The organism is Insolitispirillum peregrinum (assembly GCF_900156605.1).
GTDB classification, from domain to species: Bacteria; Pseudomonadota; Alphaproteobacteria; order Rhodospirillales; family Rhodospirillaceae; genus Insolitispirillum; species Insolitispirillum peregrinum.
In genome coordinates this window covers 334086-356775 of the sequence record NZ_FTOA01000005.1, presented here as the reverse complement: position 1 = coordinate 356775, position 22690 = coordinate 334086, and the positions used below count along the sequence as shown (strand labels likewise).

The following is a 22690-nucleotide window of genomic DNA, read 5'->3' as shown; positions in this document are numbered from 1 at the left end:
AAGCCCCCTCATTCGTGCATTAAACGCAATAGTTACGGAAATCATACGCCATTTAAGCCAATACAGCATCGAATTACGGTAGGGGTATCCCCTCCCCGTTTTGGATGCACGCCCATGATACCATCCTTTGCCGCCCTTCCCATCCTGCCCATCCTGTCCCTGTTGCCGGTCGGCGCGGTACTCGGCTTTTTTGGCGGGCTGTTCGGCATCGGCGGCGGCATCATCGCCATTCCGCTGCTGATGATGGTATTCGGCATGGAGCAGGCCACCGCGCAGGGAACCGCGCTGGTGATGATGGTCCCCAATCTGCTGATTGCCTGGTGGCGCTATATGCGCAAAGACGCTGGCGACCTGAAGGGGGCGCTGGGCGTGGCGCTGGTGGCAACGGTGATGACCGGCGTCTTTGCCCATCTGGCGCAACGGCTGAACAGCGCCGTGATGCTGTTGCTGTTCGCCCTGTTTCTGCTGGCCCTGGGCCTGAACCAGATCCACCGCAGCCGCACCACGCGGGAGACGCCACCGGCCCGTATCACCGGCCGCTGGCTGCCGCTGGTGGGGATTGTCAGTGGTGGCAGCATGGGCTTGCTGGGCATCGGCGGCGGGCTGGTGGCGACGCCGCTGTTCACCGGCCTGTTCGGCAAGGGCCAACGGGCAGCGCAAAGTCTGGCGCTGGCGCTGGTCACCCCCAGCGCGGTGATGGCGCTGTACACCTATGCCGACCACCAGCGGGTGGACTGGCCGGTCGGGGTGGCTTTGGGGGTCGGCGGGCTGGCAACGGTGGCCTCGGGGGTGGCGCTGGCCCATCGCTGGCCGGAACGGACACTTCAGCGTGCCTTCGGGATCATGCTGATTGCCACCGCTGCTGTTCTGGTGGTCAAAAAGGCGACGGGGATTTAGAGCAAATCCCGAGCAGATGGACACATCTGCGACGACGTATTTGCTTAAATAACAAATCATTAGAGCATCTATCGTGATCCTTGGAGACCGAAAAATGCTCTAGCAGAAAGCCCCGGAGCATGGCCTTGACACCATGCTCCGGGTTTCATCTCAGAAAATCTTGAAGCGCGGACGCGGCTTGGCCGGGGCCCCGCCAACCTTTTCCCACACCTTGCGGGCGATCTCGCCATAAGCCTTGGCATGCGCCCCTTGCGGGTCGGCAACCACGATCGGGGTGCCTTCGTCGGCCGTCTCGCGGATTTTGATGTCCAGCGGGATTTCACCGAGGAAATCGGCCTCAAGCTGCTCGGCGGCCTGACGGGCGCCGCCATGGCTGAACACATGCTCACGATGGCCGCACGACGGGCAGACGTAATAGCTCATGTTCTCGATCACGCCCAGCACCGGCACTTCGACCTTGCGGAACATGTTCAGCCCCTTGCGAGCATCCAGCAGCGCAATGTCCTGCGGCGTCGAAACGATCACCGCCCCGGCCAGCGGCACCCGCTGGCTCATGGTCAACTGGGTGTCGCCGGTGCCCGGCGGCATGTCGACCACCATCACATCGACATCGCCCCATTCGACTTCGCGCAGCAACTGTTCCAGCGCCCCCATCACCATCGGGCCGCGCCAGATGATCGGCGCATCGTCAGGCATCATGAAGCCGATCGACATCACTTTGACGCCGTGGTTTTCCAGCGGCAGGATGCGATCCCCCCGGTTGCCCGGCTTGATCCCGGCCAGACCCATCATCAACGGCATCGACGGGCCATAGATATCGGCGTCGAACAATGCCACCTTCAGCCCCATGCGGGACAAGGCCAGCGCCAGATTGGCGGCGGTGGTGGACTTGCCGACCCCACCCTTGCCAGAAGCAACGGCGATGATTTTTTTCACCCCCGGCAGCTCCAGCTTGCCTGCCCCGGCCTGTTTGGGGGCCTGCGGAGCCTGACCATGGTTGTGGCCACAACTATCGGAATGGGTGTGCGCCGCCGGAGCCGCTGCACGCTGGGCGGTCAGGATCACCGCTGCGCGGGTCACGCCGGGCATGCTCTGCACCACTTCCTCGACCTTCTGCCGCACCGGCTCCAGCTTCGGCCCCAGATCCGCCGGAACCTCGAGGGTCACCACCACGTCCGACCCGTTCTGGATGACGATATCGCCCAGCCAACCGGCGGAAACGACATCCCCCTGAGCGCCAGACAGGGCAATTTCGCGCAAAACCTGAACGACAGCGTCCTTTGTGAGGGCTGACATGCTTGCAAACTCCAAATCTGTTCCAATATGTGTCCAAGGGGTGGGGCAAACGCAGAGCAACAAAGCCCTGACAAAGACATAGCCCTGCCGGTGGATCACGGTTAAGGTTGCCCCATTAGGCCACGGGGAGCGCCTGTTGCAAAGAGGTGTAGCCCATCTTGTTTATAATTCATCTAAAAACTTCACGAGCATGATGAACAACACCCCTACCCTTCCTAAAAAGAACTCTCATTACCGTAAAGGAAAGTAGTCCATGGCTTGGAACAATCAAGGAGGCCCGTGGGGCGGCGGCGGCGGCGGTGGCCCGTGGGGCAACGGCGGCAACGGCGGCAATTCCGGGGGACGTGGCCCCGGTGGTCCAGGCACGCCTCCTGATCTTGATGACATGCTGCGCAAAAGCCAGGAAAAGATCCGCGACCTGTTCCCCGGCGGCAAGGGCGGCTCGTCCGGGCGGGGTGTGGCACTGCTGGTTCTGGGTCTGGCGGTCGTATGGGGCCTGACCGGCTTTTACCGGGTCAATCCCAACGAGCAGGGCGTTGAACTGCTGTTTGGCAAATACGTCAAGACCACCAATCCCGGCCTGAACTACTGGTTCCCGGCACCGATCGGTGAAGTCCAGACTCCGTCTGTCACCCAGACCCGCCAGTTGACCATCGGCTATCGCGGCACCGAAGGTGCCGGCAACGGGCAGGATCAACTGTCCGAAAGCATGATGCTGACCGGTGATCAGAACATCATTGACGTCAATTTCGTCGTTCAGTGGCGGATCAACGACGCTGGCAAGTACCTGTTCAACATTGCCAATGTCGAAGAGACCCTCAAGATGGCTGCCGAAAGTGCCATGCGTGAAACCATCGGACAGGTGCCGCTGGAATACGCCATGACCGATGGCCGCAGCCAGGTCGCCGAACGCACGCAGCGCCTGTTGCAGCAGGTTCTGGACGGCTATGGCGCGGGCGTTTCAATCATGGACGTCAAGCTGCAAAAGGCCGACCCGCCGCGCGAAGTGATTGACGCCTTCAACGACGTCCAGCGCGCCCGTCAGGACAAGGAGCGCCTGCAGAACGAAGCCACCGCCTATCGCAACGACATCCTTCCCCGCGCCAAGGGTGAAGCCGAACGCCTGATTCAGGAAGCCACCGCCTATCGCGAACAGGTCGTTCGTGATGCACAGGGCGAAGCGGCCCGCTTTGTGTCGGTCTATGACAGCTATCGCGGTGCCAAGGATGTCACAGCGCAACGACTGTACCTGGAAACCCTGCAAGGGGTTCTCGCCAAATCCGACAAGGTGCTGATCGACAACAGCGGCAAGGGCAGCGGCGTCATTCCCTACCTGCCGTTACCAGAAATCACCAAATCGGCCAAATCTGGCGGCAAGCAGGAGTAACCAGTCATGAAACAGCACAAACTCCTCCTTCTCGCCGTCGCCGCCATCGCTGTCGCGGTTCTGGCCGTTGCGTCACTGTTCACCGTCCGCCAGACCGAACAGGCCATCGTGGTCCAGTTCGGTAACCCGCGGCAGGTGATCAAGGAACCCGGCCTGCACTTCAAGATTCCGTTCATCCAGCAGGTTCTGTATTACGACAGCCGTATCCTGTCCCTGAACCCGCGCGGGCAGGAAGTACCGCTGGTCGACCAGAAGCGCATCATCGTTGACTCCTTTGCCCGCTATCGCATCGTCGATCCGCTGCAGTTCTACAAGGCGGTGGTCAACACCCGCGTGTTCGAAGACCGTTTCGGCGCCATCCTGAATTCAGCGGTCCGTGACAATCTGGGATCGTCCGAACTTGCTGACCTGCTGACCGAAAAGCGTGGTACGGTGATGCAAAACATCGCCAACTCGGTGCGCCAGCGTTCCAGCGAATTCGGTATCGAGGTGCTGGACGTCCGCATTGGCCGGACCGATCTGCCGGACCAGACATCGCAATCAGTCTACAACCGCATGCGCTCATCCCGTATCTCCCTGGCCAAGCAACTGCGCGCCGAAGGCGAAGAGCTGAAGGTGAAAATTCAGGCCGAAGCCGACCGCGACCGCACCGTTCTGCTGGCTGACGCCCGCAAGAATGCGGAAATCCTGCGCGGTGAAGGCGACGCCCAGCGGAACACCGTTCTGGCCGATGCCTATAACCGTGACCCGGAATTCTTCCGCTTCTATCGCTCGCTGGATGCCTACCGTGAGGCTCTGAACAGCGGCACGACGATGGTGCTCAGCCCGGATTCCGAGTTCTTCAAATACTTCAATACGCTGCCGGGTGACCGTTCATCGCGTTAAAGCAAATCCCGAGCAGATGGCACATCTGCGAAAGATAAAGACCCATTCTGCCCCGCATCCAAGGATGCGGGGCATTTTTTCATCCACCGGATACGACCTCTGGCTGAAACTGTAAGGGGTCATGCCTTTTTCCCGCCCGATTATCCCGAACGTCATAGAGGTTTTTGTTGCAGACTGGCCTGTCGTCCATACACTGGCACCCTTCTCTTTACGGGAGTCCCAATCTTGGCCGCCGGGTCCTCTTTTTCGCTGCTGCGCCGGAGCTGGCGCACCCGTTTGTATTCTCTCCTGATCGACACCGAGCGGCGGAATTGGTGGAACACTGTTTTTGATGGATCAATGGTGCTGTTGCTGTTGCTGTCCACCGGCGCGGTGATCATGGAAAGTGTGCCCGAGATCGAGCAGGAGTACGGCCTGCTGATTGAATGGGTCGATGCCATCACCGTGATTGCCATTTCCGTCGAATACGGCTTGCGCCTGTGGTGCTGCACCGACGACCCCTATTACGCCAGTCTCGGGCGGTTACGGGGACGGCTGGCCTATGCCCTGACTCCCCTCTCGATGCTGGATCTGGTCGCCTTGCTGCCCTATTACCTGGCGCTGATTTCGGCTGTTGACCTGCGTTTCCTGATGGTGCTGCGCCTGTTGCGCATCCTGAAACTGGCCCGCTACTCCCCGGCGCTGTCCACCGTACTGGCGGCTGTGGCTGCCGAGCGCAAAGCCCTGACCGCCGCGCTCTTCCTGCTGCTGGTCTCGCTGGTGCTGGTTTCCGGGGTCATGTATCACATTGAAGGAGATGTGCAGCCCGATGCCTTCGGCACCATCCCGCGCGCCATGTGGTGGGCCATCGTCACCCTGACCACGGTCGGCTATGGCGACGTGACGCCTGTGACCGCAGCCGGACGTATTTTTGCCGCCCTGACGGCTTTGCTGGGGATCATGATCTGTGCGGTCCCGGCTGGCTTGATGGCCTCATCCTTCATTGCCGAGCTGCGCAAGCGCGACTTTGTGGTCAGCTGCCGCCTGGTCGCCCGCGTTCCTTTTTTCCGCAGCCTTGAAGCAGCCCTGATTGCAGAAATTGCCGCAGCCCTGCAGCCGCTGGTCCTGCCGCCCAATTACGTGATCGTCCACAAGGGCGACAGGGGCGACCGGGTTTATTTCATCGTCGAAGGTGAGGCCCGTGTCGAACTTCCCAACAGTCAGGTGACGTTGCGGGCCGGGGAATTTTTTGGCGAAACCGCCCTGCTTTATGATCGCCCGCGTCAGGCTACCGTGGTCACCGCCAGCGAATGCCGCCTGCTCCATCTGGACCGGGAACCATTCCTCGAATTGCTCCGGGCCCAGCCAGCCATCCGCGATGCGGTCGAAAGGGTCGCTGAACAACGCATTGGCCGCCCGCCGGATCATGCAGACAAGCAAATTTAAGATGGACTCTACGAAAAAAAGAATGGGGTCTAGAGCATTGTGCGAAAAGTGGGAACCGGTTTTCGCACAATGCTCTAAAACAGACGCCCCCCGGACAGCCTTCTCCTCACGGAGAGGAGTCACGATCAGGCAGGCTGTTCAGCCTTCAGTCGCTCAATCTGCTGGCGCATCTGCTGCAACAGCGGGGCGACATCGCCGCCATTGTTCTGGATCACCGAAGTATAGTCGGAACGGTAGGTCACCGCCATCGACACGCCTTCAACTTCCAGATCAACCACCAGATACTTGTATTCGCTGTCCGGGCGCTTACGCAGACGCCAGCGCACCAGAATGGGCGGCTGGCCGTCGCCTTGCTCAACCCGGCTGTCAACATAGGCACCACCATCACCATCCTGGACAGCATCACCGATGGTCAGCTTCTGACCATCATAGTCCTTGAAGCGGCGGGCCCAGGTATAGATATTGATATCCTGGAACAGGTTGACAAATTCCTGCTGCTGCTCTGGCGAAGCGGTCCGCCAGGTGCGGCCCAGCACAAAACGGGCGGCGGCAGGCATGTCAAAATAGGTGGAGAAGATGGCGCGGAAGCGGGTGATTTTTTCTGCCTGTGGCAGAGAAACGGTCACAACTTCCTGAATTCCGCGGTTGGCGATGGTTGAAACCAGCGATTTCGCCTGAGCCAAATCATCGGCATCGGCCCAAGCCATCGACGGGACCACCGCAGAGGTGGCCAAAGCCGAAAGGAGCAGCCCAAAAGAACGTCTGGAAATCATGGAAGCCCACATGGTTCTGAAAAGGGGAGGCGAACGTCCGGCAGGATGACGAATATCCCGACAAATGGCAAGGACAGCATGCCCTTCAGGATTGGATCAAAGGATGGACAGACACCAAACATCCGGAAAAGAGACGGAGCGGCAGGATTTTTCTCCTGACCGCCCCGATCATGCCATGCCATCACACCGACAGGAGCAAGTTAGTTTTTCGGAGTGTCAAACTCGGAACCGTTGACCGTCGGAGCGACCGTTTCACTGTTACTGATTTCACGCACACGAATCTGGCGGTACGCACTGCGCATGCTGACATAGGTATCCAGCGACTGCTTTTCCAGCTCGTCGATGGTGTCGAGATAATCCTTGCGCATGTTCAGGGCTGTCGCCCCCATCCGGGCATAGTCGGCTTCTGGCGCCCACGACGGATTCCTGGTCGCATCGTACATGCGCATCGGGTCGACGAACCAGTCCACCGCACTGCCAACCGCATCACGTGCGTTCGACGGCCCCAGCAGCGGCAGAACCAGATACGGGCCTTCGCCCAGACCGGCCACCGCCATCGTCTGACCAAAATCTTCGTTGTGGTAGGGGTAACCCCAATCGGTGGCCACATCGAACACGCCCAGCAGGCCAATGGTGCTGTTGATCAGGAACCGCATCCCGGTATCACCGGCACGGACCCATTCCCCTTGCAGGCTGTCATTGGCCAGCACGACCGGTGCCTTCAGGTTGCGCAGCACGTTGCTGACCCGGCTTTGCAGATAGTCGGGCGTGCCGTCACGATAGGCATAGGCCAACGGACGCAACAGGGTGTGATCCACCACATAGTTGACGCCATAAATGGTCCGGTTCAGCGGTTCCAGCGGATCATTGTCCGAGAACGTGCCGGTGCTCTCTCCCTTGGAGGCACCCTCTTCACCAGCCACGGCAGCCTGCGGAGACATGCCCAGCAGCATCACGGCGAGCGCACCTGCGGCCACACTGGCCTTCAGGGCTCCCCACAGCACGCGGGAACTCTTCCGAGCCGCACGACGAGACGATACGAAGCGTATCATAGGATTCCGTTCCCACATTCGAGCCTGCCCACGCTGTTTCGCTTTCGGCAAAACCATCCAACACTGCGTGATTCTCAGGCGCTTTCCCCAACGAGTTATCTACAGCCGTATCATAAGATCAACAAAATTACCAGCCCGTTAAAGATGTTGTCGGTGTGCTGTCATGCTTTACCCCGGCACCCTCCCCTTTTTCCGCCTGCCGGTCAGAGAAGGGTATAGATTTCTATTGATATAAGGATATCTTTATGTCCATCTATAGCAACACCACTCAGGAAGGGATGCGGCATGAATGACATTCTGGCAGCTTTACGCGCCGCTGGCGAAGAAACCCGCCTGCGCCTGCTCGCCCTGTGTGATCGCGCCGACCTGACCGTCAGCGACCTGACCCGCATTCTGGGTCAAAGCCAGCCGCGCATCTCCCGCCACCTGAAAGTTTTGTGCGACTCAAACCTGCTGACCCGCCTGCGCGAAGGCTCGTGGGTCTTTTTCCGTCTGGAACGTCAAGGCCCCATCGCCACCCTGATCGAACAGATTTTGGCGCAACTGCCCGCTGATGACCCGGTCCTGCTGCGCGACCGCGCCCGACTGGAAGCGGTGCAAACCGAACGCGCCAGCGCTGCCCAAGCCTATTTCCGTGACAACGCCGCCCAATGGAATGCCATCCGGTCGTTGTACGTCGAAGATGCGGCGGTCGAAGAGGCGCTGGTCGCCATCCTGTCAGGCGGCAACGCCGATTACCGGCTGGGGCACCTGCTGGATATCGGCACTGGCACCGGCCGCATGCTGAGCCTGCTGGGTGGCCACGCCGACAGCGCGGTCGGCATCGACCAGAGCCGCGAAATGCTGGCGCTGGCCCGCACCGCCCTTGAAGACGCCGGTCTGCGCAATTGTCTGGTTCGACAAGGCGACATGTATGCCTTGCCGGTTGATGATGCCTCGATGACGGTGGTGATCATCCATCAGGTCCTGCACTTTGCCGAAACCCCGGCAGCGGCCATTGCCGAAGCCGCCCGCGTCCTGGCCCCCGGTGGCCGCCTGATGGTGGTGGACTTTGCTCCGCATGACCTTGAATATCTGCGCGACCAGCATAATCACCGCCGCCTTGGTTTTTCTGTCGAAGAGGTCGAAGACTGGTGCCGCCGGGCGGCGCTGTCTCCGCTTTCGACCCACGACCTTGCAGGCCGCCCACAGGCCGGGCAATCCCTGACCGTCCGCCTGTGGCTGGCCGAACGCCCTGCCACCTGATGCTCCCCTCCTTCACGTTCCTGATCGTTGTCCCTGACAGTGGAGACATTCCGTGACTGCCCCAAACTCCTCTCCGGCTTCGGCCTCTTCCCCGGTGCGTGTCAGCTTTGAATTCTTTCCGCCGAAAACGGAGAAGATGCAGGAAAGCCTGTGGGCGGCGATTGAACGCCTTGCTCCGCTGGCTCCGTCGTTTGCCTCGGTCACCTATGGCGCTGGCGGATCGACACGCGAACGCACCCATGACACCGTTACCCGTATCCAGAGCGAAACCGGCATCCCGGCCGCCGCTCATCTGACCTGCGTTGCCGCCACTCGCGATGAAGTCAATGCAGTGGCGCAAGCCTACTGGAATGCCGGTATCCGCCACATCGTTGCCCTGCGCGGTGATCCGCCGGAAGGAGCCAGCCGCTACCAGCCGCATCCGGGCGGCTATCCGTTTGCCGTTGATCTGGTGCGCGGACTGAAAGAGGTGGCCGACTTTGAAATCTCGGTGGCCGCTTACCCCGAGATGCACCCGGAGGCCAGCTCGCCGCAGGCCGATCTGGACAACCTGAAGGCCAAGATCGACGCCGGAGCCACCCGCGCCATCAGCCAGTACTTCTTTGACATCGACGCCTGGCGGCGGTTCCGCGACCGGGTGGCGGCGGCCGGGATCACCGTGCCGATCGTGCCGGGCATCCTGCCGGTGACCAACTTTGCCCAGGTGCAAAAGTTCTCTGCTGCCTGCGGCACCACTGTTCCGGCCTGGCTGGCCGACCGTTTCGAGGGGCTGGACGACGACCCGGAAACCCGCAAACTGGTCGCCGCCACCACCGCCGCCGAGCTGTGCGAAGCCCTGCGTGCCGATGGCGAACAGGATTTTCACTTCTACACGCTCAATCGGGCTGATTTGACCTTCACGATTTGCCATATTCTCGGCGTTCGCCCGCCGAAGAAGACCGCCTGAGCCTCCACTCCCGCCTCCTCCCGGCGATTTCCACTTTCTCACCATAGCGAGTATCCGATGAGCGATTTCCTGAATCACCTGAAAGAGCGCGTGCTGCTGTGCGATGGCGGCATGGGCAGTCTGGTGCAGGCCCTTTCCCTGTCGGTCGATGGCGACTTTGAGGGGCGGGAAAACTGCACCGAGATTCTCAGCCGCACCCGCCCGGATGTGATCCGCGACATCCACGCCCGCTATTACGCGGCGGGTGCCGATGTGGTGCAGACCAACAGCTTTGGCGGCAGCCCGATCACGCTGGCCGAATTCGACCTGCAGGACGAAGCCTTTGAGCTGAACAAGCGGTCAGTGGAAATCGCCCGCGAAGCCGCCGAAATGTTCGCCCACGATGGCCGCACCCGCTTTGTGCTGGGCGGCATCGGGCCGGGGACCAAGCTGCCGTCACTGGGCCACATCGACTATGACAGCCTGGAAGTGGCCTATACCCTGCAAGCCGCCGGCCTGATCGCCGGGGGCTGTGATGCGGTGCTGATTGAAACCTGTCAGGACCCGTTGCAGTTCAAGGCCGCCATCAACGGCACCAAAATTGCCCGTGCCCAGGCAGGCAAGACCATTCCGATCATGCTGCAGGTAACGGTGGAAACCACCGGCACCTTGCTGGTCGGCACCGATATTTCCGCCGCCGCCACTGTCGCCCACGCACTGGGAGTGGACAGTCTGGGTCTGAACTGCGCCACCGGCCCGGCTGAAATGGCCGACCATGTGCGCTGGCTGTCGGAAAACTGGCCGGGCTTCATCTCGCTGCAACCGAACGCCGGTCTGCCCGAACTGCGCGATGGCCAGACCTATTACCCGCTGCAGCCCAAGGAACTGGCCGACTGGCACGAACGCTTCCTGCTGGAAGACGGCATCAACATGCTCGGCTCGTGCTGCGGCTCGACCCCCGACCACACAGCCGCCGTCAATGCCATGCTCGACCGCATCGGCAAGGGCAGCCGCCCGGCGCCGGTCAAGCGCTCGGTCCACTGGGTACCGTCGGTGGCCTCGCTGTATGGCCGCGTTGAACTGCGGCAGGAAAACGCCTTCCTGTCGATCGGGGAACGCTGCAACGCCAACGGCTCGAAGAAATTCCGCCTGTTGCAGGAAGCCGAAGACTGGGACGGCACCGTCGCCATGGGCCGCGAGCAGGTCAAGGAAGGCTCGCACACCCTCGACGTTTGCACCGCCTATGTTGGCCGCAACGAAATTCACGACATGACCCAGCTGGTCAGCCGCATGCGCGGGGCAGTCAATGCGCCGCTGGTGATTGACTCGACCGAAACCCCGGTAATCGAAGCCGCCCTCAAGCTGTACGGCGGCAAGTCGATCATCAACTCGATCAACTTTGAAGACGGCGAGCATCAGGCCGACGAGCGCATTGCGCTGGCCTGCAAGTTCGGGGCGTCGGTGATTGCCCTGACCATCGACGAAACCGGCATGGCCAAGGACTGCGCCGGGAAAGTGCAGATCGCCAAGCGCCTGCGCGACTTTGCCGTCGCCCGCGGGCTGCCGGAATCCGACCTGCTGTTTGACCCGCTGACCTTCACCATCTGCACCGGCAACGACGACGACCGCCGTCTGGCGATCGAGACTCTGGACGCCATCGAGCAAATCCGCACCGAAATGCCGGAATGCCAGATCGTGCTCGGCCTGTCGAACGTCTCGTTCGGCCTGAAGCCCGCCGCCCGTCAGGTGCTGAACTCGGTGTTCCTGCACCATGCGGTTCAGCGCGGGATGACCTCGGCCATCGTGCATGTGTCCAAGATCCTGCCGCTGCACAAGATCCCGGCCATCGAAGTCGAAGCCGCCGAAGACCTGATTTTCGACCGCCGCAAGGGGGCCGATCATGATCCGCTGCATGCCTTCATCGCCCTGTTCAAGGACCGCGAAGGTGTCGCCGCCGTCAAGCGCGTCCTGCCGACCACCATCGAAGAGCGCCTGAAGCAGCGGATTGTCGATGGCGACCGTCAGGGGCTGGAAGACGATCTGACCGAGGCGATGAACAGCTATCCGCCACTGGAGATCATCAACAGCCTGTTGCTGGACGGCATGAAGGTGGTGGGCGAGCTGTTCGGCTCGGGCCAGATGCAGTTGCCGTTCGTGCTGCAATCGGCGGAAACGATGAAAACCGCCGTCGCCTTCCTTGAACCGCACATGGACAAGATCGACGGTCAGGAAAAGGGCGTGATGGTGCTGGCCACCGTCAAGGGCGACGTTCACGACATCGGCAAGAATCTGGTCGATATCATCCTGACCAACAATGGTTACAAGGTGGTCAACCTCGGCATCAAGCAACCGGTGCAGGCGATCATTCAGGCGGCGCGCGAGCACAAGGCCGACGCCATCGGCATGTCCGGCCTGCTGGTCAAGTCAACGGTGATCATGCGCGAAAACCTCGACGAAATGGCTCGTCAGGGTCTGGACCTGCCGGTGATGCTGGGCGGGGCCGCCCTGACCCGCAAGTTCGTCGAAGAGGATTGCCGTCAGGCCTATGCCGGCCATGGTGGCGCGGGCAACGTGGCCTATGCCCGCGATGCCTTTGATGGTCTGGACCTGATGGCCCGCGTTGCCAACGGCACCTTTGGCGAGCATGTCGCCGCGCAGGATGTCAAGCGCGCCGCCCGTCCGTCGGCGGCGGTCAAAACCGCCAGCAACGACGATCAGGCCAACACCCCCGAGGTCCATTCGATCAACCAGCGTCCGGTGGACTGGGACGAAATCAACCTGCGCCGTCAGGAACTGGCGGCGGCCAGCGAGGTTCCGCAGGCTCCGTTCTATGGTGCCAAGCTGATCGAAAACGTGCCGCTGAAGGCGCTGGTGCCCTATCTGAACGAAGTGATGCTGTATCAGTTCCAGTGGGGCTTTAAAAAGTCGGGCCGTGACCGCAGCGAATGGAAAGACTGGGTCAGCACCGAAGTCCGCCCGATCCTGAAGCGGATGGTCGAGCTGTGCGATGCCGAACAGATTCTGCACCCCAAAGCCGCCTACGGCTACTGGAAAGCCGCCAGCGAAGGCGACAACGTGATCCTGTTTGCCGAAGACGGCACTACCGAAGTCAGCCGCTTTGCCTTCCCGCGTCAGCCGTTCAAGGGTGGCCTGTGTCTGGCCGACTTTGTACGCGACGTCGACAGCGGTGAACGGGATGTGGTCGCCCTGCAGGTGGTCACCATGGGCGAACGGGCCAGCGATGTCGCCCGCGACTGGTTCGCCGCCAACCGCTATCAGGATTATCTGTACCTGCACGGCCTGTCGGTGGAAATGGCCGAAGCGATGGCCGAATACGTCCACAAGCGTATCCGCGCCGAACTGGGCTTTGCCGCCGAAGATCACCGCGAAATCGAAAAGCTGCTGAAGCAGAACTATCGCGGCTCGCGCTATTCCTTTGGCTATCCGGCCTGCCCGAATCTGGCCGATCAGTCCAAGCTGCTGGACCTGCTGGGAGCCGACCGGCTGGGCATCGTGATGAGCGACGAAGACCAGTTGCACCCCGAACAGTCCACCAGTGCGCTGGTTCTGTTGCACCCGCAGGCCAAGTATTTCAAGGTCTAGAGCAGCGCGCCTTAAACCTGACGCGACAGTAAAAAAACAGGATCATGGAGCAGCGTTCCATGATCCTGTTTTCTTTTGTAAAAGGGATTCCGCCTGGGGGAGGGACACTATCAACGGCAGGGTTTACCAAAATTGATGCACTCGCCTCTTGATGTTATACTGTTGCATATCTGATAGGTATTGCTGGCGGAATTAAAGGCACAAATACCCGGTCTCGAGCTCGATGATCCAAAGGAGATGCATGCCCCGGTAGAGGAAAAAGTGTTGCAGATCTCCATGGTATTTGTCTGTGGGTTGTACGTCACGTCACCGGCTTCCCCACACGATGGTCCAAAATTCAGGCACTCGCCAATCGCATTCATGCTGCGGCATTCCTGGGTATCGCCGGTTTCAGGATTATACAGACACCGGGCAAACGCAACGGGGGACAACGCCATCAGGACGATGACCAGACACAGTATCCTTGGGTTCATGATATTTCTCCTGACGTTTCGCGCCTGACCGGAACGGGCACCCGCTTTCCGGGCAAGTCTTCTCATACCACCGTATTACCATCAGTGCTCGGGGAATGTTCCCGGAACCACGGTGCGTTTACGCTGCCCGCCAGAAAGATGGCACAAACGATGCATAGCCTTTCAGCATCATGCAAAGACGGCACTGGAGACCCCATGCCATGCGCCAGCCTCGCTGCCCCGATCGACGGACCATACTGGAACATACCCTGCGCATTCTGGATCAGCGGTCGTTTATCGCGATCACTGTCTTCCTGCTGTCTGGCATGATTGGTTTCTTCGTTCTTTACAATGCAATGTCCAATCAGAAAGAGGATGGTGAGGCCTTGCGGTATGCGGGTCGCCAGGAAGTCCTGTTCCAAAGCATTGCCGCCGAAGCCCTGCGCCTGCGGGGAAGCACATCCGCATCGGAACAGCAGACATCGCTGCAAACCATACAAAATTTGCGGGCAGAGCTGGCTGAAGGTTCGACCTATCTCACCTCGGATATCGTCCCGGTGCAAATTGCAACGTATTATGCGAATCTGTGGCATACCAAGACCGGTGAGGCATTCCTGTTCTTGAAAACCATCGAGCGGGCGTTGTCTGACCCGACCGTTCCGATCCCTCAGCCCTCCCCCCTGCTGGACCAACTGGACACTGGTGCCCAGATGTATCTCGCCCACTATCAGGGCGAAATCCATCATCTGGAATGGTCGATTATCGGAGTGACACTGGTCCAGCTTCTGCTGGTCGCTGTCATCTACGCCACCGTTCTCAAACCGATGCGGAAAACCGTTCATCAGCAAATGCGCCGCATGCAGCTGTTCAGCAAGGCCGTCGAACAGAGTGGCTCGATGGTGGTGGTGACCGATGCCAACAGCATCATCTCGTATGCCAATCAACGCACCATCGCCTATAGCGGCTATCAACTGGATGAACTGGTCGGGCAGACTCCCAGGCTGTTCCAGTCCGACAAGACTTCGCCACACATTTACAAGTCCCTGTGGCAAACCCTGGAAAAAGGGGAGGTCTGGGAGGGCGAACTGCAAAACCGCCGCAAGGATGGCAGCCTGTACTGGGTGCAGGCCACCATTTCCCCCATCAAGACCGAACAGGGAGTCATCGAAGGCTATCTGTCGATTGAACACGACATCACCATTGTCAAACAGGCGCTGGAAGAAAACGAAGAGGTCCGCGAACAACTGTTAACCGCCATCGAGGCCATTGATGACGCCTTTGCCCTGTTCGACAAGAATGAACGCCTGATTCTGTGGAACAGCCGTTGCCAGATGATTTTCCACGGCGTTCAGGACCTGATTCGTCCGGGCATCACCTTTGAAGAGCTGTTGCGCGAAGGCGCCCGGCGGGGCCAGTACAGCGGCGTTGACGATCAGGAGCAATTTGTCCGCCAGCGTCTGGAGTCATTCCGCACCGCCGAAGGTGAATTCGAGATTCAACTGGCCAATGGAACCTGGTTGCTGGGGGCGGATCGCAAGACCGTTGACGGTGGCCGTGTGATGCTGCGGATTGACATCACCCGCATCAAGGAAGTCGAAGAGGCCTTGCGGGTTGCCAAGGGACAGGCCGATGCCGCCAATCAGGCCAAATCAGCCTTCCTGTCTTCGATGAGCCACGAATTGCGCACACCGCTGAATGCAATCCTCGGCTTTGCCCAGATGATGCAGATCATGCCGGGCGAATCCCTTACCAAACAGCAGGACAAGTGCGTCAACCATATCCTGAAGGGCGGGCAACACCTGCTGGAGTTGATCAACGAGGTACTCGATCTGGCCAAAATCGAGGCCGGCAAGGTCGAGGTCTCCATCGAGCCCCTGCATCTGGGAGATCTGTTGGCCGAATGCCTCAGTCTGGTCGCAGGCAGTGCCCAGGCCCGCAACATTTCCATTCACACACCAAAGACCACCTGCATCATCCGGGCCGACCACACCCGGGCCAGGCAGGTGATCCTGAACCTGCTGTCCAATGCCGTGAAGTACAACAGCCTGAACGGATCAATCAGCATCACGACGCACTTGCTGGATGATGGGGATCGTGTCCGCCTGACCGTCAGCGACACCGGACCGGGCATCCCGCTCGAAAAACAGGGAGACATGTTCAAGCCGTTCAACCGTCTGGGGGCCGAAACATCCGACATCGAAGGCACCGGCATCGGCCTGTCCATTACCCGCCAGCTGATCCGGCTGATGGGCGGTGAAATCAGTTTTGTCAGCGTCCCCGGCACAGGCAGTGCGTTCAGCCTTGACTTCCTGACCCACACCTCCCCCGGCATCAGCCTGCCCGCCATTTCCGACAGTGCGCCCATAGAGCGCCTTTATGCCGATCTGGCCGGCACCGTGGTGTGCGTCGAAGACAACCCGGCCAACATCACCTTGCTGGAAATGATCTTTTCGTCTGTGCCAAGGATCAGCGTCTCCATTGCCACCTCTGCCGAGGACGGACTGGAGATCATCGGTCGCACCCTTCCCGATCTGGTGCTGATGGACGTCAACCTTCCCGGCATCAGCGGCTTTGAAGCCGTTGAGGAATTGCGGAAAGACCCGACAACCAGCCACATCCCGGTGGTCGCCATGACGGCCAACGCCGCCAACAACATTATCCCTCGGGGTCTCAGTGCCGGGTTCACCTCGGTCCTGATCAAACCGATCGTCATTCCCGACTTGATGAACATCCTCGCCAACCACCTGCAGGGAGGCCGTCATGCGAACGATTCCAGCGCATCTGCTGCCGAGTAAAATCCTTATTGTCGATGACAATCAGGCCAATGTCGATTTGCTGGAGATGGTGCTGAGCTTCGCTGGCTTTACGTCCATTGACACCACCATCGATCCGACAGTCGTTCCTGACCAGCAGCGCAACAATCACTATGACCTGATCCTCAGCGACTTGCGCATGCCGGTCCTCGATGGCTTTGCCCTGCTCAAGCTGCTGCGGGAAGAGCACTGCACGGCGGAACTTCCCATTCTGGTGATCACCGCGCAGACCGACAACGAAAGCCGCCTGAAAGCTCTCGAACTGGGCGCAACGGATTTTCTCCACAAACCGTTTGACCAGTCAGAAGTCCTGAACCGGGTGGTCAACATGCTGATCACCCGCCACCTGTACAAGCTGCAGGTCGATGCCAATACCGAGCTGGAACGCAAGGTCATGGAGCGGACCAAAGAGCTGCACGAGATCACCAGCTATGTGATCACCAGCCTGGGGCGAGCCGCTGAATTCCGTGACAATGAAACCGGTCTGCACGTTGTCCGCATGAGCAACTATTGCGCCCTGATGGCCCGCGCCATGGGCTGTGACGAGGGCTATACTGAAATGCTGCGGCAGGCCAGCACCATGCATGATGTCGGCAAGATCGGCATCCCTGACGGTATCCTGCTGAAACCCGGCCGCCTGACCCATGACGAATTCCAGATCATGCAGGAACACCCGACCATCGGCGGTAAAATCATTGGCGAACATTCCTCTGGCATGCTGGCAATGGCCCGGATCATTGCCCTGACTCACCATGAAAAATGGGATGGAACAGGCTATCCCGCCGGGCTGAAGGCAGACGACATTCCCATCGAAGGCCGGATTGTTGCGATCTGCGATGTCTTTGATGCCCTGACCTCGGAACGCCCGTACAAAAAGGCGTGGTCGGTCGAAGAAACCGTTCTGCACATGCAAAAATCCGCCGGGAGCCACTTTGACCCCGCTTTGGTTGACGTGTTCTGTTCGATCATTGATCAGGTGCTGTCAATCAAGGACAAATATCAGGAACCGGATGAAGAGGCCCTGCTCTCCCCCTTGCAAGCCTTGGCCATGCGTGTTTGACAATGGAAATAGCGTTTCCCGCAACCAGTTAGAGCGTTTTCACACCGAGCGAAAACGCTCTTCCCTTTGAGTGCCGCATTTTCCGAGCCGTTGACCGTCGACGGTCAACTTGGAAATGCTCTAATGCACCGTGCGCGGACGCAGGAGAGAGGCCGCCCGTGCAGCCTCGATGGACAACAGGCGCGGTTCCAGCCCCTCTCCCCCATAAGGGAGCAATCGCGCCACCTGAACCAGATCATCCGCCGGGGATGCAGGCAGCAGGTTCCGTTCCAGCAACGCCAGTTCAACCAGCACATCGGTCTGGCTGACCATGTCATGACAGCGGGCATACAACGCACTCGCCCGCCGTAATGCCACCATCGCGGCCTCGCGGGTTTCCGTCGCCCGCAGCACACTGCCCAGCGCTGCCAGAGTATGGGCCTGATGCTGAATGTCGCCACAGGATTCATACAGTCCCAGCGCCTGCTCCAGAACAGTCCGGGCATCCTGCAACTGGCCGGATGCATTATGCAATGCGGCCAGATGACGCAAGGTATGAGCCTGTCCGACGCCATCCCTCATCCGGCCATACAGCCCCAGAGCCACGTGCAAGGTTTCACAGGCCAGGTCATCATGCCCCATCAGGCGTTCCAGCCGGGCCAGATGACACAGGGTGGCGGCCTCACCAGCCCGGTCACGCTGGCGGGTAAACAGCTCCAGCGCCTGATGGCACAAGACTTCGGCATCGTCATAGGCTTGCCGGGCTTCGGCGACACGGGCCAGCCCCAGCAGGGCATGCGCCTGATGATGTGGTTGCCCATGGTCATGCAACAGCTCGCGGGCACTGGAAAAATTCATCCAGGCCCCTTGCAGGCGCACATCCGCCAGTTCCAGATCCCCCAGCATCAACAGTGCCCATGCTTCGCCACAGGGGTCATCGTCATGGTGAAAATGATGCCGGGCAAAATCTGCCTTGGACCATGCCTGATCCGTCTCCCCCCGCAGCCACAGGCCTTCTGCCTCACTCATCGCCGTTTCGGCAAAGGATCGTTGGGTGCGCATGATGGCCTCCTGGCGCCTGCTGGTCCGGGCTGGTTCTGCCCCACCTCTCTGGTCCGATCATTGGACGCCTTTCAAGGGCCGCTTTCTGTGACGACACAGAGACAGAACGGCGCTCTTTAGTGGTTTTTTCGGGAAAAAGGTGTATTTATGAGCCTGTCTTAAGGGAACTTCGGGGCAGCGATCCCAGATGGTGGAACAACGACAATGGCATTCGCGCCGAGATCCATGAACCGTACACGATCCATCGCCTTGCAGGCCTTCACACGAATGCAGGAATTGGGTGTCACCCCGACTCCCGAGAACTATGCAACGTGGTTTGCCTATTACAATGGCAGTAACCCCGAGCTGAGCGCCGAGGTTGACCGTCTGGATTTGTCGGGGATGCTGACGGCAGAAAATACCGCCCACCTGCATGACGATTTTCTCGGCATGGCGCAGGAGCGTCGCGGCCTGCAAGATATTTCGATGAAAATCGAAGAGGCAATGCGCAGCCTGATCGAACAGGTCAATCAGGTCGAACGCGGAGCCCAGGACTATGGCAATGCCCTGAACAGCCTGTCCGGGGAACTGAACACCCATGACACCGACAGCGTCAACAGCCTGATCGCCATGGTCATCGGGGAAACCGAACGCATGGCCCTGATGAACCGGGACCTGGAAGAACGGCTGGCGCAATCAGCCTCGGAAATTTCCCGCCTGCGCACCGATCTGCAAACGGTTCGGGTCGAGGCCACCACTGATGGCCTGACCGGGCTGGCTAATCGCAAGGCCTTTGATCAGGACATCCAGACGCAGATCGAGGATGCCGCCCGTCAGGGCTATCCGCTGTCCCTGCTGATCCTCGACATCGACCATTTCAAGACATTCAACGACACCCACGGCCACCAGACAGGGGATCAGGTGCTGCGGCTGGTCGCACGGACCGTGCAGTCTGTCCTGCCTCCGCACTGCACCGCCGCCCGTCTGGGCGGCGAGGAGTTTTGCGTTCTGGCCCCCCGCTTCCCCCTCGGGCACGCCTGTCAGATCGGAGAAAGCATCCGCAAGGCGGTCGGGTCAAAGGTTCTGAAAAACCGCAAGACCGGCGAAGCCCTCGGTCTGGTCACCCTGTCTGTCGGTGTTGCCACCCATGTTTTCGGGGAAACCTCCAGCCAGTTGATCGAGCGCGCCGACGAGGCCCTGTACCTCGCCAAGCACACGGGTCGCAACCGTGTCTGTAGCCAGACCGACCTGCGCCCATCCTCTTTGCAGGCCGGAGCATAACAGCTGCCCCGGCGCTGCCGCGTTACCCTGCGGCAGCATCCGTGGGCTTTTCGATGAAATGATCTCCTGCCCCTCTGGGCAGCCTCAGCAGGTCAAACACCCCCAGAACGCCAACACCAGCTGTCAGCAGAAACGCCGCCCGATAAGCGATACCGTCACCGGTCAGCGTTCCCTGTCCTGCCAGCACTCCGCCCAATCGGACACCGATCGCCCCCAGTGTAATCCCTGCGGCCATCGCAATCTGTGACAAGGTGTTGAACAGCCCGTTGGCATCGGCCATCTGCTGTTTTTCCACATCAGCAAAAGCAATCGTGCCCAGCGCGGTGAACTGCATCGATCGGGTCACCCCGTTGATGAACAGCACCAGCAGCAAAACCACCAAAGGAGTGTCAGGAGTCAGGGTAGCGCAGGCTGCCAGACAGGCGGCGGCCAACAGGCTGTTGGCAATCAGCACCGGGCGATAGCCAAAGCGGCGCAGAACCGGCGTGGTGACACTTTTCATCGCAAAGTTGCCGGCAAAGACCACCAGCAGCAACAGGCCGGAATGGAACGGGCTGTAGCCGAAACCGACCTGAAACAGCAACGGCAACAGGAACGGCGCACTGCCAATGGCCATGCGGGAAATGGACCCGCCGACCATGGCCGCCCGAAAGGTCGCAATGCGGAACGGGGCCAGCGTCAGCATCGGCGCAGAAGCCCGCCGAAGGTGACGCAGGGCCAGCCACCCCATCAGCAGCCCCCCGCCAATCAGCACCAGATTGACCGCTGTCACTGCGGCGGCCAGCCGTTCCAGACCGCTCAGGACGGCAAAAGTGGCCGTCCCGCACAGCACAAAGCCCCGCCAGTCAAAGGGTTGCCGGGCCTCGGGCTGGATGCGTGGCACCAGAAACAGGGCAGCCACAAAGGCGATCAGCCCCAGCGGAACATTCAAAAAGAAAATCCAGTGCCACCCGGCATGGGTGGTGATAAATCCCCCCAGCGGCGGCCCGATCACCGGTGCGGCCAGCGCAGGCCAGACCAGACTGGACATCGCCCCCATCAGCTTGTCCTGCGGCGTATAGCGCAAGATCAGCAGCCGCCCGACCGGAACCATCATTGCCCCGCTGGCGCCTTGCAGGATGCGCAGCGCGATGAAGGTTGGCAAATCGGTACTCAGGCCGCACAGGGCCGAAGACAGGGTAAACAGCGCAATCGCCGAGGTAAAAATCAGTCGCGGCCCGAAACGGTCGGCAAACCAGCCGCTGACCGGAATCAGCACCCCCAGCGCCAGCAGATAGGCACTGATCCCGACATTCAGCTCCACCGCCGACAGCCCGAATGACGTCGCCATTTCAGGCAGGGCGGTGGCGATGATGGTTCCATCCAGCACTTCCATGAACAGCGAGCCGGTGACGAGGAACGTCACCAGCCGCAGACGGAATGCTGTCAGGCCATCGGCCTGCTTATTCTGTAACATTCGCCGACCCACGATAGCGGGACAGCCAGTGCGCATAGGGGGCGGGCATCACCCACGCCGGATTCTGTTCCTTCAGCTTTTGAGCCAGCACATAGGGATAATGCGGATTGGCAAGGTGGGCCCGCCCGATCATCACCAGATCCATCTGCTGGTCGGCAATCACCCGCTCGGCGATTTCGGCGCTGTCCATCGACCACGACGACGCCACCGGAATGGCGGCTTCGCGGCGGACCCGCTCGGCAATCGGGGCGAGGAACGCCGGGGTCGCCCACGGAATTTGAGCATCCGGGATGCCGAAATTGACGCTGACGTTCAGCAGGTCCAAACCGTTTTCACGGAACAGGCGGGTCAGGTCAATCGATTCCGCCAGGGTTTCCTCATCGCGGCCATCATATTCGATCACCCCGAAACGGGCGGTCAGCGGCAGGTTTTCCGGCCACACCGCCCGCACGGCGGCCAGCGTTTCCAGCAGGAACCGGCTGCGCCCGGCAAAGTCGCCGCCATAGGCATCATCGCGGGTGTTGCTGTGCGGCGAAAAGAAGCTCTGCGCCAGATAGCCATGGGCAAAGTGCAGTTCCAGCCACTCAAAGCCCGCCGCCAGTGCGCGCCGGGCGGCAGCCACAAAGTCAGCCTTGACGCGGGCGATATCGTCCAGCGTCATCGCCTTGGGAACCTTCGGCAGATTGGCACCAAAGGCAATCGCCGACGGAGCCAGCGTATCCCAGCCGCGCGGATCATCCGCCGGGATGTGGTCATCGCCATCCCACGGGCGGTTGGCACTGGCCTTGCGCCCGGCGTGGGCAATCTGGATGCCCGGCACGGCTCCGGCGGCCTTGATGCCTCGGGCAATGCGCGCCATGCCTTCGGCCTGCGCGTCAGTCCACAGACCGGTGCAGGACGGGGAAATCCGCCCCTCGGGCGAAACGGCCGTGGCTTCGACAATCACCAGACCGGCCCCACCCCGTGCCATGCCGGTATAATGGGCTTCGTGCCAGTCGGTGGTCAGGCCATCAACGGCGCTGTACTGGCACATCGGCGGAACGGCAATCCGGTTCCGCAGGGTGACGTCTTTGAGGGAAAAAGGAGAAAACAGGGCTGACATGGCACGCCTTCCAGCAAT

General features: G+C 60.4%; 16 protein-coding genes. 10 read left to right on the top strand and 6 right to left on the bottom strand.

All coding sequences use genetic code 11. The annotated features are described in order from the left end of the window. Window positions 1-114 precede the first annotated feature (114 nt). A complete protein-coding gene (locus tag BW995_RS14980) occupies window positions 115-897 on the top strand; it encodes a sulfite exporter TauE/SafE family protein (RefSeq protein ID WP_076401204.1) in 783 nt (260 codons plus the stop codon). Between the two features lie 150 nt (window positions 898-1047). Here the strand turns inward: BW995_RS14980 and BW995_RS14975 are convergent, their stop codons facing one another. Then, window positions 1048-2193, bottom strand: a complete 1146-nt coding sequence (locus BW995_RS14975) for an Mrp/NBP35 family ATP-binding protein (protein WP_076401203.1) — start codon at window positions 2191-2193, stop codon at window positions 1048-1050. Window positions 2194-2446: 253 nt separating this feature from the next. On the opposite strand from BW995_RS14975, the gene hflK reads away from it, so the two are divergent. From hflK to BW995_RS14960, 3 genes are all read left to right on the top strand, one after another. Next, on the top strand, window positions 2447-3580 hold the full coding sequence (gene hflK, locus BW995_RS14970; protein ID WP_076401202.1) for an FtsH protease activity modulator HflK: 1134 nt from the start codon (window positions 2447-2449) through the stop codon (window positions 3578-3580). A 6-nt stretch (window positions 3581-3586) separates the two neighbouring features. Continuing rightward, window positions 3587-4465 carry a protease modulator HflC gene (gene hflC / locus BW995_RS14965; RefSeq protein ID WP_076401201.1) on the top strand — a complete coding sequence of 293 codons (879 nt, stop codon included), beginning with the start codon at window positions 3587-3589 and terminating at the stop codon, window positions 4463-4465. A 225-nt stretch (window positions 4466-4690) separates the two neighbouring features. Beyond that, complete coding sequence (locus tag BW995_RS14960) at window positions 4691-5890, top strand: cyclic nucleotide-gated ion channel (RefSeq protein ID WP_084194878.1); 1200 nt, start codon at window positions 4691-4693, stop codon at window positions 5888-5890. A gap of 125 nt (window positions 5891-6015) precedes the next feature. On the opposite strand, the gene BW995_RS14955 is transcribed toward BW995_RS14960, so the two are convergent. Together BW995_RS14955 and BW995_RS14950 are read right to left on the bottom strand one after the other, a co-directional pair. Further along, window positions 6016-6597: an MlaC/ttg2D family ABC transporter substrate-binding protein gene (locus tag BW995_RS14955; RefSeq protein WP_175617088.1), complete on the bottom strand. Its 582-nt coding sequence runs from the start codon at window positions 6595-6597 to the stop codon at window positions 6016-6018. Window positions 6598-6863: 266 nt separating this feature from the next. Next, window positions 6864-7667: an MlaA family lipoprotein gene (locus BW995_RS14950; protein WP_245821479.1), complete on the bottom strand. Its 804-nt coding sequence runs from the start codon at window positions 7665-7667 to the stop codon at window positions 6864-6866. 333 nt (window positions 7668-8000) lie between these two features. Between BW995_RS14950 and BW995_RS14945 the strand changes: the two genes are divergently transcribed. The 5 genes from BW995_RS14945 to BW995_RS14925 all read left to right on the top strand — a co-directional run bounded on the left by BW995_RS14945 (window position 8001) and on the right by BW995_RS14925 (window position 17813). Next, the gene (locus BW995_RS14945; protein WP_076401199.1) at window positions 8001-8960 is read left to right on the top strand and encodes an ArsR/SmtB family transcription factor; all 960 of its coding nucleotides are present in this window, start codon (window positions 8001-8003) and stop codon (window positions 8958-8960) included. 52 nt (window positions 8961-9012) lie between these two features. Next, entirely contained in the window at window positions 9013-9906 is an 894-nt protein-coding gene (gene metF / locus BW995_RS14940) for a methylenetetrahydrofolate reductase (RefSeq protein WP_076401198.1), read from the top strand. Window positions 9907-9963: 57 nt separating this feature from the next. Beyond that, a complete protein-coding gene (metH, locus tag BW995_RS14935) occupies window positions 9964-13488 on the top strand; it encodes a methionine synthase (protein WP_076401197.1) in 3525 nt (1174 codons plus the stop codon). A 673-nt stretch (window positions 13489-14161) separates the two neighbouring features. Then, a complete protein-coding gene (locus tag BW995_RS14930; RefSeq protein ID WP_076401196.1) occupies window positions 14162-16735 on the top strand; it encodes a PAS domain-containing hybrid sensor histidine kinase/response regulator in 2574 nt (857 codons plus the stop codon). Beyond that, the gene (locus BW995_RS14925) at window positions 16701-17813 is read left to right on the top strand and encodes an HD domain-containing phosphohydrolase (RefSeq protein ID WP_076401195.1); all 1113 of its coding nucleotides are present in this window, start codon (window positions 16701-16703) and stop codon (window positions 17811-17813) included. Before BW995_RS14930 ends, BW995_RS14925 begins: the two co-directional genes overlap by 35 nt. 120 nt (window positions 17814-17933) lie before the next feature. On the opposite strand, the gene BW995_RS14920 is transcribed toward BW995_RS14925, so the two are convergent. Beyond that, a complete protein-coding gene (locus BW995_RS14920; protein ID WP_076401194.1) occupies window positions 17934-18854 on the bottom strand; it encodes a tetratricopeptide repeat protein in 921 nt (306 codons plus the stop codon). 225 nt (window positions 18855-19079) lie between these two features. Here BW995_RS14920 and BW995_RS14915 point away from each other — a divergent pair, with 225 nt between their 5' ends. Beyond that, the gene (locus tag BW995_RS14915) at window positions 19080-20114 is read left to right on the top strand and encodes a GGDEF domain-containing protein (protein WP_076401193.1); all 1035 of its coding nucleotides are present in this window, start codon (window positions 19080-19082) and stop codon (window positions 20112-20114) included. Window positions 20115-20136: 22 nt separating this feature from the next. Here the strand turns inward: BW995_RS14915 and BW995_RS14910 are convergent, their stop codons facing one another. After that, a complete protein-coding gene (locus BW995_RS14910; RefSeq protein WP_076401192.1) occupies window positions 20137-21570 on the bottom strand; it encodes an MFS transporter in 1434 nt (477 codons plus the stop codon). Next, on the bottom strand, window positions 21557-22672 hold the full coding sequence (locus tag BW995_RS14905; RefSeq protein ID WP_076401191.1) for an NADH:flavin oxidoreductase/NADH oxidase: 1116 nt from the start codon (window positions 22670-22672) through the stop codon (window positions 21557-21559). The genes BW995_RS14910 and BW995_RS14905 overlap by 14 nt, the downstream gene beginning before the upstream one ends. Between the last annotated feature and the right edge of the window lie 18 nt (window positions 22673-22690).

Excerpts from the sequence above, each read along its gene's own strand:
- BW995_RS14980 (WP_076401204.1), top strand. The coding sequence starts at position 115 with ATGATACCATCCTTTGCCGCCCTTCCCATCCTGCCCATCCTGTCCCTG.
- BW995_RS14975 (WP_076401203.1), bottom strand. The coding sequence starts at position 2,193 with ATGTCAGCCCTCACAAAGGACGCTGTCGTTCAGGTTTTGCGCGAAATT.
- hflK (WP_076401202.1), top strand. The coding sequence starts at position 2,447 with ATGGCTTGGAACAATCAAGGAGGCCCGTGGGGCGGCGGCGGCGGCGGT.
- hflC (WP_076401201.1), top strand. The coding sequence starts at position 3,587 with ATGAAACAGCACAAACTCCTCCTTCTCGCCGTCGCCGCCATCGCTGTC.
- BW995_RS14955 (WP_175617088.1), bottom strand. The coding sequence starts at position 6,597 with ATGGCTTGGGCCGATGCCGATGATTTGGCTCAGGCGAAATCGCTGGTT.
- BW995_RS14945 (WP_076401199.1), top strand. The coding sequence starts at position 8,001 with ATGAATGACATTCTGGCAGCTTTACGCGCCGCTGGCGAAGAAACCCGC.
- metH (WP_076401197.1), top strand. The coding sequence starts at position 9,964 with ATGAGCGATTTCCTGAATCACCTGAAAGAGCGCGTGCTGCTGTGCGAT.
- BW995_RS14930 (WP_076401196.1), top strand. The coding sequence starts at position 14,162 with ATGCGCCAGCCTCGCTGCCCCGATCGACGGACCATACTGGAACATACC.
- BW995_RS14925 (WP_076401195.1), top strand. The coding sequence starts at position 16,701 with ATGCGAACGATTCCAGCGCATCTGCTGCCGAGTAAAATCCTTATTGTC.
- BW995_RS14920 (WP_076401194.1), bottom strand. The coding sequence starts at position 18,854 with ATGCGCACCCAACGATCCTTTGCCGAAACGGCGATGAGTGAGGCAGAA.
- BW995_RS14915 (WP_076401193.1), top strand. The coding sequence starts at position 19,080 with ATGAACCGTACACGATCCATCGCCTTGCAGGCCTTCACACGAATGCAG.
- BW995_RS14910 (WP_076401192.1), bottom strand. The coding sequence starts at position 21,570 with ATGTTACAGAATAAGCAGGCCGATGGCCTGACAGCATTCCGTCTGCGG.
- BW995_RS14905 (WP_076401191.1), bottom strand. The coding sequence starts at position 22,672 with ATGTCAGCCCTGTTTTCTCCTTTTTCCCTCAAAGACGTCACCCTGCGG.